The sequence below is a fragment of the Cupriavidus sp. 05N39 genome, assembly GCF_056397325.1.
The window spans coordinates 16,947-31,015 of the sequence record NZ_JBFTNE010000083.1; the positions used below are offsets into that span (position 1 = coordinate 16,947).

8 protein-coding genes and 2 pseudogenes are annotated in these 14,069 nt (G+C 63.1%); 6 read left to right on the plus strand and 4 right to left on the minus strand.

The window, feature by feature from the left end; all coding sequences use genetic code 11:
- Positions 1-166: 166 nt before the first annotated feature.
- The 6 genes and pseudogenes from AC1DN0_RS30450 to AC1DN0_RS30475 form a co-directional block, all read left to right on the plus strand.
- The gene (locus tag AC1DN0_RS30450) at positions 167-1,924 is read left to right on the plus strand and encodes an FAD-dependent oxidoreductase (RefSeq protein ID WP_441634762.1); all 1,758 of its coding nucleotides are present in this window, start codon (positions 167-169) and stop codon (positions 1,922-1,924) included.
- A gap of 90 nt (positions 1,925-2,014) precedes the next feature.
- Entirely contained in the window at positions 2,015-2,773 is a 759-nt protein-coding gene (locus AC1DN0_RS30455) for an SDR family NAD(P)-dependent oxidoreductase (RefSeq protein WP_441634776.1), read from the plus strand.
- A 58-nt stretch (positions 2,774-2,831) separates the two neighbouring features.
- Positions 2,832-4,187 carry an MFS transporter gene (locus tag AC1DN0_RS30460; RefSeq protein ID WP_477146234.1) on the plus strand — a complete coding sequence of 452 codons (1,356 nt, stop codon included), beginning with the start codon at positions 2,832-2,834 and terminating at the stop codon, positions 4,185-4,187.
- Positions 4,184-5,344, plus strand: coding sequence for an MFS transporter (locus AC1DN0_RS30465; RefSeq protein ID WP_441634766.1), 1,161 nt, complete (start codon positions 4,184-4,186; stop codon positions 5,342-5,344). Before AC1DN0_RS30460 ends, AC1DN0_RS30465 begins: the two co-directional genes overlap by 4 nt.
- 225 nt (positions 5,345-5,569) lie before the next feature.
- A pseudogene (locus AC1DN0_RS30470) lies at positions 5,570-5,875 on the plus strand (porin); the annotation flags it as partial.
- Positions 5,876-5,921: 46 nt separating this feature from the next.
- Positions 5,922-6,302, plus strand: a pseudogene (locus tag AC1DN0_RS30475) (DUF4158 domain-containing protein); the annotation flags it as partial.
- Between the two features lie 415 nt (positions 6,303-6,717).
- Here AC1DN0_RS30475 and AC1DN0_RS30480 read toward each other — a convergent pair.
- From AC1DN0_RS30480 to AC1DN0_RS30495, 4 genes are all read right to left on the minus strand, one after another.
- Positions 6,718-7,740 (minus strand): SWIM zinc finger family protein, encoded by a 1,023-nt coding sequence (locus AC1DN0_RS30480; RefSeq protein WP_441634768.1) that lies wholly within the window; start codon positions 7,738-7,740, stop codon positions 6,718-6,720.
- 18 nt (positions 7,741-7,758) lie between these two features.
- Positions 7,759-10,443 (minus strand): DEAD/DEAH box helicase, encoded by a 2,685-nt coding sequence (locus AC1DN0_RS30485; RefSeq protein ID WP_441634778.1) that lies wholly within the window; start codon positions 10,441-10,443, stop codon positions 7,759-7,761.
- 558 nt (positions 10,444-11,001) lie between these two features.
- Positions 11,002-11,457: an HU family DNA-binding protein gene (locus AC1DN0_RS30490; protein WP_276288130.1), complete on the minus strand. Its 456-nt coding sequence runs from the start codon at positions 11,455-11,457 to the stop codon at positions 11,002-11,004.
- 1,195 nt (positions 11,458-12,652) lie between these two features.
- Positions 12,653-12,841 carry a hypothetical protein gene (locus AC1DN0_RS30495; protein ID WP_477146235.1) on the minus strand — a complete coding sequence of 63 codons (189 nt, stop codon included), beginning with the start codon at positions 12,839-12,841 and terminating at the stop codon, positions 12,653-12,655.
- Positions 12,842-14,069: the final 1,228 nt, after the last annotated feature.

Here is a 14,069-nt window from a genome sequence, read left to right on the forward strand (position 1 = left end):
TCCCTGCCATGAGATGGATAGTGGGCGCAGTATAGCACTAGACATTATCTAATGAACAAGCGTAGGGTTAACGTGTAGATAATTTCAAGCGCGCTAGTACTAATCTAGCAGACATGGTGGCGCCGCTCTTGGCGACCGTACCGCCCGCACTTGAATGGAGAAGTCGATGTCTACACTGCAACAGGAAAAATGTGATGTTCTGGTCATCGGATCAGGCGTCGCCGGCATGTCCGCGGCCATTACTGCCGCCAGCCGGGGGCTGAAGGTCATCGTGGCCGAGAAGGCGAGCTACTACGGCGGCACGACGGCCCGCTCGGGCGGCTGGCTCTGGGTGCCGAACACCCATCTGGGCAAGGCATACGGCCATCACGAACTACCGGACCAGGCGCTGACCTATATCCGGAACCAGGCCGGCGCCGGGTTCGATGAGGCGCGTGTACGCGCCTTTCTGGCGAACGGCCCGAAAGCGATCGAGTTCTTCATGACGAAGACCGCCGTCCAGTTCGACATGCCGCTGACGTTCCCGGACTACCACGCCGAGGCGCCCGGCGCCGCACAGGGTGGCCGCTCGATGGTGACGCGTCCGTACGACGCGCGCGAGCTCGGCCCGCTGCTCAAAACCCTCGGCCCCGTGCTGCCGGAACTGACGGTCTTCGGCGTAACGATCGGCTCCGGCAAGGAGATCGTTCACTTCATGCGGGTGACGCGATCGCTGCAGTCCGCTTGGTATGTCACCAAACGTCTGACCAAACATTTCCTCGAGGTGATGAAGTACGGGCGGGGCATGACGCTGACCAACGGCAACGCGCTGGCCGCGCGGCTCGCGAAGTCGGCGGCCGACCTGTCGATCCCGGTATGGCTGTCGTCGCCTGCCGTGCAGTTGTTGCAGGAGGGGGGGCGCGTCTCCGGCGCGGTGCTTGAGCGCGACGGCCAGCGGGTCAGCGTGAAGGCGCGTCACGGTGTGGTGCTGGCCAGCGGCGGATTCCCGCACAACCTCGAGCGGCGCAAGGAGACTTACCCGCACGTGAAGGCCGGGCACGGCCACTTCTCGCCAACGCCGCAGACCAATGTGGGCGACGGCATGCGCATGGCCGAAGAGGTGGGCGGTGTGTTCGACAAGACCCTGTCGAATGCCGCCGCGTGGACGCCTATGTCGCTCGTGCCGCGCAAGGACGGCACGACCGGCATCATGCCCCACTTCATCGACCGGGCGAAACCAGGCGTGATTGCCGTCAGCCTGGATGGCAAGCGCTTCGCCAACGAGGCGAACTCATACCACGATCTCGTGCAGGCGATGATCGCCGCCTCGAAGGGCAAGCCGGAGACGGCGTGCTGGCTGATCGCCGACCATGCGGCGATCCGGCGCTACGGCCTCGGCTTCGTGAAGCCGTTCCCGATGCCGCTCGGGCCGCATCTGCGCAACGGCTACCTCAAGCGCGGCAAGACGATCGAGGACCTTGCGAAGCAGATCGGTGTCTATCCGGCGACACTCGCCGCCACCGTTCGCCAGTACAACGAAGCGGCGCAGTACGGCCGCGATCCCGAGTTTGGGCGCGGCAGCAAAGCCTACAACCGCTACCAGGGCGACGCGCTGCACACGCCCAATCCCTGCGTCGCACCGCTGGCCAACGGTCCGTTCTATGCGCTCAAGCTCGTACCGGGCGACCTTGGCTCATTCATGGGCATCCGTACGAACGAGCACGCCCAAGTCGTCTCCCGGGACGGCGATCCGATCCTCGGCCTCTACGCAGCGGGCAACGATGCGGCAAGCATCATGGGCGGCGAATACAGCGGTGCGGGCATCACGCTCGGCCCGGGTCTGACCTTTGGCTATGTCGCGGGCAACCACATCGCCGATCACGTTCAGGCCACGCTCCCGAAAGCGAGTGTGGCTGCGGCGCGCGAGCCTCTGGCTATGCACTGAGTTCCGTACCCGATCTTTGTCACCCACGCGGCCGCATTGCGGCGGCCGCGTGGCGGCGTTCACCCTGAATTTCCCTCGATTGCAATCATGATGATTCCTCAACTCCTGACCGGGAAGGTCGCTTTCATAACCGGCGCGGGCCAGGGCAACGGCCGGGCCATCGCCATCGGCCTCGCAGAAGCCGGCGCGACGGTCGTCGTGACCGACATGAACGAAGCCAATGCCGACGAGACGGCGGCGATGATCGATGCCCGTGGACATGCGGCACGAGCCTGCGCGCTGGACGTGACCGATGCCGCGCAATGCCGCGCCGTCGCCGAAGAGATCACCGCCTGCGTCGGCCCCGTCGACGTGCTGGTGAACAACGCCGGCATACTCATTCGCGAGGGCATCGACAGCGAGAATGCGCTGGCCAACCTGCAGCGGGTGATGAAGGTCAACCACGAAGGGACTTTCAACGTCTGCCACGCGTGGCTGCCGGCCCTGCGGCAGACCCGTGGCGCCATTGTCAACGTCGCGTCCATCGCGTCGCTTTCGGGCCAGCCGAACACGCTCGGCTACTCGCCCTCGAAGGGCGCGGTGAAGATGCTGACCCAGTCGCTGGCAGCCGACCTCGCGCGCGACGGTGTGCGCGTCAATGCCATTGCACCGGGCGTCATCGAAACGCCCATGACCGTTTCCACGCGCACGGACCCGGCGAAGCTCGAACGCTTCATGTCCCGCATCCCAATGAACCGGGTTGGGCAACCCGAAGAGCTGGTGGGCGCGGTGCTGTTTCTCGCCTCGTCGATGTCCACCTATGTGACCGGCGTGACCCTGCCCGTGGACGGCGGGTACCTCGCCGCCTGACCCTCACAAACGAGGCAAGCGCGCACAGCGCGCTTGCCCGCCCATCCAGGAGACAACGATGAAACAGGCATCCCGCACCATAGACGTGCAGTCCTTCATCGACGCCGAACGCTTTTCCCCTTGCCAGTGGCTGGTCCTCGCCTTCTGCTTCCTCGTCGTGGCGGCTGACGGCTATGACACGGCGGCAATCGGCTTTATCGCACCGGCGCTGGCGCACGAGTGGGGCATCGGCCGCGGCGAACTTGGTGTCGTCATGAGCGCAGCACTGGGTGGCCTGAGCCTGGGCGCGATCTTCGCGGGACCCGTGGCGGATCGCATTGGCCGGAAGACGGTACTGGTGGCGGCCGTCACGTGCTTCGGAGGATGGACACTCGTTGCCGCCCATGCACAGACCGTCGGCACATTGACTGTCCTGCGCTTCCTGACCGGACTCGGGCTCGGTGCGGCCATGCCGACGACCATCACGATGATGTCGGAATACGCGCCGTCGCGTCTGCGTTCCCTTGCGGTGAATGCCATGTACTGCGGCTTCTCCGGTGGGCTGGTGGCGGGCGGTGCGGCATCGGCCTGGCTGATTCCTCATTTCGGCTGGCGAAGCGTGTTGACGGCTGGCGGCATCGCGCCGCTGATACTCGCCGTGCTGCTCCTTGCACTGCTTCCGGAGTCGGCCCAGTTCCTGGCGGTGCGCGCCGGGGCGCCCGAGCGGATCGCGCGCATCCTGAAGCGCATTGCGCCTCGGCAATCGCTCGAACACTGCGTGTTCGTCGCGCCGATGGCTTCGGCAGGCAAGGCGGGAAAGGCGTCGGCTCTTGCACTCATCCTGTCGGCCGGATACCGGCGGCGCACGTTCCTGCTCTGGCTGTCGTGCTTCATGGGTCTGGTGATCTATTACCTGATGACGAACTGGATGCCGACGCTGTTCCGTGAAGCCGGATTCAGCGTGGAACGTGGCGCGTTGCTGGCCTCCCTGTTTCCCCTTGGCGGCTTGCTCGGCAACCTTGTTGCGGGCTGGCTCATGGACCGCTTCAATGCCAACCGTACCATCGTCGTAGCGTACCTGCTGGCCGCTGTGCTCGTCATCGTGGTGGGACGCGGTGTCGATCATCCGGAGTTCCTCGGCATCTCGCTTTTCCTTTGTGGCACCCTGGTCACGAGMGGGGCAACTTCGATGTCCACCTATGCCGCAGGCCTCTATCCGACCGAGGCGCGTACGACGGGCGTGGCGTGGATGCAGGGCATCGGGCGGATCGGCGGCATGGCCGGCGCCTTCATCGGCGCAGGCCTTCTCGGTCTTGGCTGGGGTTTCGGCGATGTATTCGGCCTGCTCGCCGTGCCGGCGCTGCTCGCGGCAGGGTCGGTCTTCATGATCGCGAAGCCCCGGCACGCCTATCCGATGGCAAGGGTGGCGGAGTGAGGCGGTTCGGAGCTCTCGCCATTGCGGCGGTCATGAGCATGGCGTCCATGCGCGCCTGTGACGCCTTGCTTCCGGCACTGTCGTCGGACTTCGATGTACCCATTGGCATGGCGGCGTGGTCCATCTCCGCGTTCGCGCTGGCCTATGGCCTGATGCAGCTCGTATTTGGACCGCTCGGCGACCGCTTCGGCAAACTCCGCGTCGTCACCATTGCGCTGGCAGGCTGCGCCGTTGCGAACGTCATGGCCGCCGTGGCCCCGACCATGCCCGCCCTCGCGCTGGCCCGGGGACTCTCGGGCGCAGCCGCGGCGGGTGTCATCCCCATGAGCATGGCGATGATCGGCGATACGGTTCCGGTCAGGGACCGGCAGCAGGTGCTTGCCCGCTTCTTCCTCGCGACCATCGGCGGGATGATCGGTGGCCAGTGGATATCCGGGCTGATCGCCGACTGGCTGCACTGGCGCATTGCGTTCGGGGTGCTAGCGGCGGGCTCCGGCGTCGCGGCGCTCGTCGTGTGGATGCAGGGATCGGGCATGGTCTCCGACCTGATTGCCAGGCGTTCATTCGGGGAGCAGTTCCGCAGCGTGCTGGGGCAGCCACGCGCCAGACTGGTGTTCGCAGTGACGGCAATCGAAGGCCTGTTCACCCTGACGGGATTTGCCTTTGTGCCGACATATCTGCACGGCCGCTTCGGGCTCGGCCTGGGTACGGCCGGCGTGGTGGTGGCGATGTATGGCGTCGGTGGCCTGGTATATGTGGCGCTGTCCGGCGTGCTGATCAGGCGTCTGGGCTCTGATGTGCTGGCCGCCCTCGGAGGCGCGCTCCTGGGTGCCGCCTTCGCCATCGTCGCGGTCGGACCACGGTGGGAATGGAGCGTGCCCGGATGCTTCCTCGGCGGACTCGGCTTCTACATGCTTCACAACACCTTGCAGACCCAGGCGACCGAGGTGTTCCCGCCATCGCGCGGTACGGCGGTCGGGCTGTTTGCCGCGAGCCTGTTCCTTGGGCAGGCGCTCGGCCTGAGCGGCGCTGCGGCCGTCGCCGGCACCTTCGGCGAGCGATGGCTGTTTGCCGCCGCCGCCGTGGCTCTTCCCCTTCTCGGCATGGCATTCGGAGGACGGCTCCGCACAGACGGTCCCCGTCACCGTCCCGGATAGCTGCCATAGATGCCTGCCACCTGCCCGCCATCGAACCAGTTTGCGAAGCGATCACGACGCTGATCGCTGCTGGCTTCCACTTCCCGATTCACCTGACGACGGGCCGTTCGGCACGTCTATTATAGGAAATCCCTTTTTTTAGAACCCGAACCGAACATGCATCAAGACAACTGGAGGAATCCAAGATGCAAGACTTGACGACAAGAAGCGGTATCACGCTGCTGCGTGGCGCTCTCCCTGCTGGGTGCCACAGGATTGGCCCATTTCGAAGTGACCCTGTATGGCGTAGTTGATAGCGGCATCGAATACGCCAATCACCAGCCCGGGAATGGAGACAGCGTCTATCGCGTGACTTCCGGAAATATCGCCGGCTCCCGCTGGGGACTTCGGGGTACCGAAAACCTCGGAAACGGTGTGCAAGGCGTGTTCGTACTTGAGAGCGGGTTCGACGTCGACACCGGAAAATCCGACCAGGGTGGCCGCCTCTTCGGCCGCATGGCCTATGTCGGACTGCAGGGATTGTGGGGGAGCTTTGATTCCGCTGCAATATGCGACGGTTCGCAAGCCCAGCAGCCACGCCGAGCACGAATTGATCGGGCGACGGCGCGGCCCAACGATGAAGCTGGGCCTGGCGCTGCACATTGGCTTTTTGCGCATGAGCGGCTGCCTATTGGATGCGTTCAGTATCCTGCCACCAGTACTGCTTCGCCACCTCGGCACGGAACTCGGCATCAATACGCCGGATCTGGCATCCTTGCGGGCGCTCTACGCGCGTGGGCGAACGCTCTCCGACCATCAACTGCTGGCCTGCCAGACGCTTGGGTTTCGTTGGATAACGGTACATCAGCGTCGAGCCCTTGTGCGGGCGCTGCGTGACGAAGTGCTGCATTGCGCCGATCGGGACCGACTGCTGTCATATGGGGTCATCGTACTTTTGATGCGAAATCTGGCGGTTCTGCCCTGAAAACCCTTTGGAATCAGTTACCTGTGAGATCGGCGGGTACGCGGCGCCAAGTACCCTGGAAAGCCTTGCCGCAAGCGGCATCCCGGCTTGCTAGCGCCAGATTTCGCACCAAAAGTACGATGACCCCCACCGGCGCGGGTCCGTGTCTTCAGGACGAGTCCGTACCGGTATCCACCTCGCGGGCGCCGTTAGAAGCCCGGTAAGAGGGCTTGCTCGCTCATATCGCTGACGACCAGTAGCCGGCCGGTCTGAAAGTAGGTTGAATCGCTATCCGAGGGTCGGCCGGGATTCGGGCGCCTCCCGTTAGAGTGCCGGTGCGAGCTGGGCGTTATCCGGCCGCAACTTGCGACCGGCCGGCTCGGCCGAACAGTAGTCACTCACCCCTTCGAGTCGCTCGCCAGATCACCATTTAGCGGGACGTACCTTTCACCAGTCGAGTACTGGCGCGCTTCCTTGTTGCAGCCTCTTTCGGGGTTGCAGGCGAGTTCGCCACCTTTGCTTTACCGGCAACAACGTTGCCAGATGTTGATTTACGTGGCCCAGCAGATAGCTTGACTGGTAACGTCTTTGTTACCGATTTATTGTCCTCCGCAGTCTTCGCGTTCGCAGGTGGCTTGCGGGCTGTCGAGACAGCCGACCTGGTCGCCTTCTTCGCTGTCACCTTACCTGCCGGTGGCTTGTTACGTCCAGCAGCAGGCTTCGGCGGTGGGTAAGCGTCGGCCATCTCGATGCCAAACACATCGGCCACCAGCGCGTCGTCGAGCACCTTGCTGGTAGCGGGTCGCTTTGTGGCTTTGGGCAGGCCAGCGCCAGCCTGCCTGACAAGATCATTGACATCGACGCGGCGCAAGGCGAAGAGCAATGCCGGCTGTTGGTCGAGCCGCGCGCCGATGCCGTAGAGTACGGCAGCAACGTGCTTGCACATTGACGCCCAGTCCGGGCAACTGCAATTAAACTTGATTTCTTTCGGCACCGGGAAAAGACCGGTGCCAGGTTTGCAGAGGCGCTCCATCACGGATGTCGAGAGCTTGCCCTGCAATAGCTCCACGATCGAATCGATCGACCCCGCGCAATCGGCGCCGATCGCCCGCCATTGCTTTTCAGGACACGCAGTCACGGTCACAGCGACCGTGTAGAGGCTCGAACCCATTACCTGCGCGCGGACTTCGCCTGCCGTGATCTGCAGGTCGATCACGGAACCGTTGCGCACATAGGTACGGCCGCGCGGCAGCCGGTTGGCATAGTCACTGTAGCCTTCCAGATTGTCGCACCAGGCCTTGCCCCAGAAGGTCTTGGCGATGGCGCCGCGATACGACGCGATTGGCGACAGGACCGCACCAGCCTTCTTCGCCTTCGCGGCGGCCAGTTCAGCCTTTTTTCTTCGCTCGGCGACCGAGACATAGGGCTTCCATCCCCCGTAACCGTAACCCATTGCGATTCCTGTTGACGATCAGTTTTCCTGCGCGGCATAAACGTCGAGCTTCACGAGATCGAGCAATTCACGATCGCTCATCTCGGTGAGCAGGAGTTCCGCGCCGCCCTCCAGCACATCCTTCACCAATTGCTGCTTGGCCTCGATCAATTGGTCGATACGGTCTTCGATCGTGCCACGGCAGATAAACTTATGCACCAGGACGTTCCTCTGCTGGCCGATACGGAATGCACGATCAGTCGCCTGGTTTTCCACGGCCGGGTTCCACCAGCGGTCGTAGTGGATCACATGTGAAGCGGCGGTGAGATTCAGACCCGCCCCACCGGCCTTGAGCGAGAGCACGAAGAAGGGTGTCAGCTCATCCTCCTGGAATCGCTTGACCAATTCGCGGCGCTTGGCTACCGGGGTGCCGCCATGGAGTACCAGACCTTCGCGGCCGAAGATCGAACCCAGGAATGCCGCCAGCGGTTCAGTGGTCTCGCGGAATTGGGTGAATACCAGTACCTTTTCCTGCTTGGCGGCAATGACTTCGGCCAGTTGGCGCAGGCGGGCGAACTTGCCGCTGTCTTCCGCCTTCCAGGCCGCGTCGCCCAACCACTGCGATGGATGGTTGCATATCTGTTTGAAGCGCATCAGGAAGCTCAGCACGACACCCTTGCGACCGATGCCTTCGGCGTCTTCAAGCGCGGCGGCCAGATCCTTCACCGCACGCTGATAAAGTGCCGCCTGGCTCGGGCTCAGGTGGCACCAGGCCTTGAGTTCGGTCTTGTCCGGAAGGTCGTCGATTACCCGCTTGTCGGTCTTCAGGCGGCGCAGGATGTAGGGGCGTACGAGCGTTCGCAGCGGACCGAAGTGCTCGGCCTTCGCCAGCCGCCTAGTAAAGTTGGCAAAGACTTTGTCTGAGCCCAGTAATCCGGGATGGGTGAAATCGAAAATGGACCACAGATCGGACAGGCGGTTTTCCACGGGGGTTCCGGTCAGCGCGATGCGCGATTGTGCCTGGAGCTGCTTGACCTGTCGCGTTTGCTTGGCGCCCGGATTCTTGATCGCCTGCGCTTCGTCGATAACGGCAACGCGCCATTGGATGGCCCCCAGTACCGGCTGGCGAAGAAGCGAGCCATAGCTGGTGATGACGAGATCGATGTCCGCAAGCCGCGCGGGGTCCAGCGCGCGCAATTCGGCCGCCGGCATGACCGACGGATGGGCGATCAGTAGGCGCAAGCCGGGGGCAAAGCGCTCGGCCTCTGCCGCCCAGTTGGCCAGCAGCGATGCGGGGGCGACCAGCAGACTGGGCCGAACCTCGGCGCTTTCGCGCTTCAGCACGAGCAGCAGCGAGAGTACCTGCATGGTCTTGCCCAGACCCATATCATCCGCCAGGCAAGCGCCCAGTCCGAGCCGGGTGAGCAGGTACAACCACCGCACGCCGACCTGTTGGTAGGGCCGCAGGTTAGCCTTGAGTTCCGGTCCCGGGCTGATCTGCGCCAACCCCTCCGGCTGACGCAACTCCTGCAGGATGTCGGCCAGCCAGGGCCCTGCAACAAGCTGCGACCAGTCGCGGTCAGCGGGGTCGGCGCTCTCGTCGAGCGAAACACCCGCCAGAAGGCGTAGGGCCTCATTAAAGGGCAGACCAGTTTGCGCCGCCTTTTCCATGGCCTCGAATCGCTTCATGAGGCGACTAAGCTTCTTCTTGTCCACCTCGATCCAGCGACCACGGATGAGTTGCAAGCCATCGGCGCCTTTGAGCAGATCCCTGACCTCGGAGGCGCTGAGACGCTCGCCGTCGAGGGAGACCTCCATGCTGAAATCGAGCAACGCGTCCTTGCCCAGGAGCGAAGGCGGTCGTGCTCCGACGCTGGCTTTCACAACGGGACGAGCAGGGCGGCCAGCCTGCCAGACGCCTGGCGCGCGTACGACAATCCCGGCGGATTCGAGTTTGGAGAGGTCCGAGAGAAGGCGATGGGCGTCGAGCGGCGTCCAGCGCAGCGGATGGTATATCTCGCCGGTATCCACCATGTCGCGAAGCCAATCGCAGTGTTCCGCAGCGCGCTGCACCGGCAGCAGTAACGACAGGAGCTGCGCCTTGCTCCTGGCTCCCGAAAATTCCGCCAGGGCTTGCGACAGTGGTTGGTGTTGCGCTTTGCCATGGGCCGACAGGCGCGAGGTGTAAGTCGCAAGGAAGGCGAACGGTGACTCCGGGTCCTTGCGGTTCTCAGCGAGGTTGAAATGCACACGGCCGACGAGATTCCAGGCCGGGTGGCGCGACTTGAGGAAGTCCTGAAGCGAGACGTTTGCGGTCGCCAGTTCCTGGTGCAAGGCAGTATCGATCTCGCCCCACAACGTGGCCAGCACATCTGGCGTTAGATACTCGCCGCCCGTCATCGGCGGCGCATCGGCAATCATGGCATCAAAATCATTGGCAGCAGGCGTTGCGACCACGATTTCGCCGCCTTCGGGCGTAGCGCACAAGGCGGTGACATAGCGCGCGGCAAAATCGCGCCACCAGGCCCATGCGGGGGGCAATATGCGGCCGATTTCCGCCGTTCCCAAATGCAGCAGGCCATGCCCCGCGCCAAACGCAAACGAACTCCCAAGCCGCAGTCGCGTTTCATCTGCCAATATTGGCGCGGCGTCCTCCGGCACCGCAAGCAGGTGTCCGCCGGGTGTCAGGTGTGGCGCGAGAATGTCGGGAGCAGTCAAAGGCACCAGTCCCAATCGCACTGTTGCAGCGAGCGCTGAAGCCGCATGTTTTCAAGGGAAGCGGCTGCGGAAGCAACCAGCAGGCCCTCCGGCCTAATTCCAACTGGGCGAATCTCCGATTGCGTCTGGTCCGAACGAATTAACGGGTCGACCAACCGTCCGGGGTATGCCTTTCCGCTGCGCTGCACATGCCTCGTGAACTGTCTATTCATCTGCTGTAGGACAAACTGATTGCTACGCATTAACCGACGGAAGTTCACTCCCGGCTCTGCTGCCGGGGGACCACTTTCAACCTTCGAGGCGGCCCCGCGCGAATTTCCGAATCTTGCCAAAAGAAACACGACTTTCCATGAAAGGGTGCCAAAACCTCAGTCACGCGAGATTGGATGCCGATGGCAGCTCCCGCCCGCGCGGTGGAAATCAACTGGCGCGCTTGTTACAAACGAGTAAATGGCGGAGTGTCCCGAATGGCCGGTATGGGACATCCTTAGAGGACGCCGAGCAACTGCTTAAAACAAAGGGAGCCGCGCTAGGGCTCCCTTCACCTTGCACGTCGACAATGGCTTAGGCAGCGGCGTCCTTGAGCTTCTTCATCGGACGGACCTTCACCTTGACGGTCGCCGGCTTTGCAGCAAACCACTGATCCTCTCCGGTGAACGGGTTCTTGCCGAAGCGCTTCTTGGTCGCCGGCACTTGGGTGGCGACCACCTTGAACAGGCCGGGCAGGGTGAATTCGCCCGCGCCTTTCTTGTGCACTGCGCTCAACACCGTGTTTTCCAGATGGGCCAACACGGTCTTGACGGTCTTGGCATCCAGTTCGGTTTGCGCGACAAGGTGAGCGAGCAGGCTGGACTTGTTGAACTTGTCACTCAGCGGCTTGGCGACCGGTGCAGCTGCGGCGGCCTTTTTCGCTGGCGCCGCCTTCTTGGCCGCAGCCTTCACCGGGGCTTTGGTTGCCGGTGCCTTCTTGGCTGCAGGCTTGGCAGGGGTCTTCGCGACAGCTTTAGCTTTAGTTACCATGGGATTGAAGCCTCAATTTCTAGTGGTTTGGGCGCTGACCTGCCAGAGGCATGAGCGCTCGCTGGAGCATAGCAAAAACCGCGCTGCATGTGGGCTTGCCGCCGACCCGAGAGGACGCGCCGGGGCTCGCTCAAGTGCTTTCATTTTGACGGCGGCGGCAATCCGGCTGCAGGTTCGGAAACGGGCAAAGCCAAGCAGTTCGCTGATCGCATCGCTGGGCTGGCCCGCGAGCGGTTGGCGGCGGCAGAAGGTATTGCGGAATTCGCGGACTCATGTCATCAACCTCAAAAGGCGATCGCCCCCAGTGCAGCGCGTACGATCCTCACGAGGCTGATCTCGGTGATCGCGGTGCCGGAAGCTTGCGGGAGAACGCCAGGTCACCGGCTATCGGCATGGTGGCTCGGCGGGCCTACCAGGTCGAGAGAATCGGGACGGAGAAGGATGCGACGTGGCCAGTGCGGGTATCACCGCCCCATGCGCCGGAGCCCGGAGTAGCCGCGGGCTGCTGGTCAACTACCTGTGCGGCGCGCTCTCTGCCACTGTGACGCCGGTGCCGAGGAAGAATGCGCCGATTGCTCGGCTGCGCAGTTTAACAAGATCGTCGCCGGCATGCGGCTGCACGTACGTCGGCACGCGGGTGTCGGCATCCTCGGGCAGATAGATGCAAAGAGGGTCGTCCCGCGGCTACCGGCCGTCGCGTACCAATTTCTCGGCGGTGTTGGCTTGCCGGACCTCGATGGCGAGAGCAATTGATGACGCTGGATGTGAAGTCGGAGCCAGGTCCCACTGCCTCGCGCCGGAAAACCAATCCATAACACCTTAGCCATACGTTGCAGTGGGGAAAAGGCTCTGGTTAAGTCCTCGTAAAACACCAGGAGGATCGCACGGACCACCCGTACTTCGCGTCGGACGGATCACGAACGAGTCCTACGGTACAACCCTTGCTCGCGCCATACACCGTTCGAACCAGGGCCTTATCACCCGCGATCTTGGGCTTTTCGCTGACCCCAACCGGATTCTCGGTGAACGTTCGACGAACAAAGGCTGCCGCCGCCAGCTCCGCCGCCTTGGCGGTGCCGGGAGCTGTTGGCTTGTCAGACTGGGCGAATCCGACGGCCAGTGCCACGATCACAGCGCCGGCTAACGCGGCCTGCCGAGGTCCTTTACCGGTTGGGCATCGCCTATTTCCGACCATTCACTGAGCGGCCATGCTTACAACCATGCCGTCGGCGGCAAGCTTGTCCCCCAGTGCCTGCGCCTTGAGCGGATCACCCCCGATAATGACCACCTTGCCGACGTCCAGGCAGCGGATCTGAGTCGCCAATGCCTCGACGGRCGTCGTCGGACATTTTGTCAGCGGAAACATCAAGCTCTTGGGCGGCATATTCAGTTCTCATCATTGCAGCGCATGTCCGGTCGCGCCATTGCGCCTCGGCGTACACGCATCGATGATAGCGTCGCACGGCCGTAATTTCACCCCCACTGCCGGGGGCCGGGAGTTTCCATGCCGGTCTCCTGGGAGAAGGCTCGAGCAATTGTCGTCCAAAGGCATCATAGCGGCTCCMGACCGCGCTGCGGAGATAGCCGCGATTCCCGGGGAGGTCTCCCGCGACAGGGAGTCTCAATGGCGGAGTCGGACAATTTGTTGTCTAGATAAACCTGCGTACCAAAGTCTCGACCAAGCCTTAAGCCCCGCATAAGCAGGTGATGTTGGCGAAGTGATTGGACCGTACCGCAAGCGCGAGCTTGCGCTGGGCCTGCGGAAATCCGCCTTTAGCTTCCGCGCACATAGGCGGCGTCCGGCGCTTGTCCGCAGCCTGAGTTCGCCGCGCAGGCACTGCGGGATCACGACACTACTGTGGCAAGGACTACATTTGTGGGCGACCCTGCCTTTCCTGCACCCCGGAATGCCCGTGTCATGCGGAGACAAGCAGCGGGAATCTGCGGATGTAGAACGTCAGGACGCGAGCAAGAGCAAAGCCAAGGCTAAATGATCCCCACAGCGACACATGTCAGTACCTTTTCCCCTTGAGTGCGCCCACCAGAAAACCCTGGATCGAGCCAGCGCCAACTCGAGGAGCTGCGTACTCAATTCTCGACGGAGCTGGAGCCCAGCCGCGAACAGGTGACCGTCGCGCAGGAGCGCGCCAGCGCTACCGAGCGTGCACACCGAGCTAGCGGCGGTGGCCGGGGCTCCGGAGCGGGCACGGCTGCAGGCCGAGCGCGACACGATCAGCCTGCTGTTGGGGGGAGGCAGAACAGGCGCTTGGGGCGGTGCGCTAGTCGCCGGTACAATGTGCGCAGATCGTTGTACTCGAGATAGGGCTAACTGGAGCGTTTGTGGAGAAACCGAGTCGTGCAATGAACGTCCATCTAGGCGCGGACCTAAAGGCTCGCTGGACGGGATACTGCGTGGTCCCGGACAAGTTGCCCGACGCGCTCCTCGAGGACCCGAAAGGCCTTGAGGTTGAGGTGATGTGTATTAGCTGGGACTCGATCTGACAGATAGTCGGGCTGTTGAATCGAGAAGCGCGACTCAATGCGGGATCAGTTTCTCCTTGGCGAGTTCCAGCGAGTCGAGGAAGGTGCGCATGGGCGTTTTGCCGTAACAC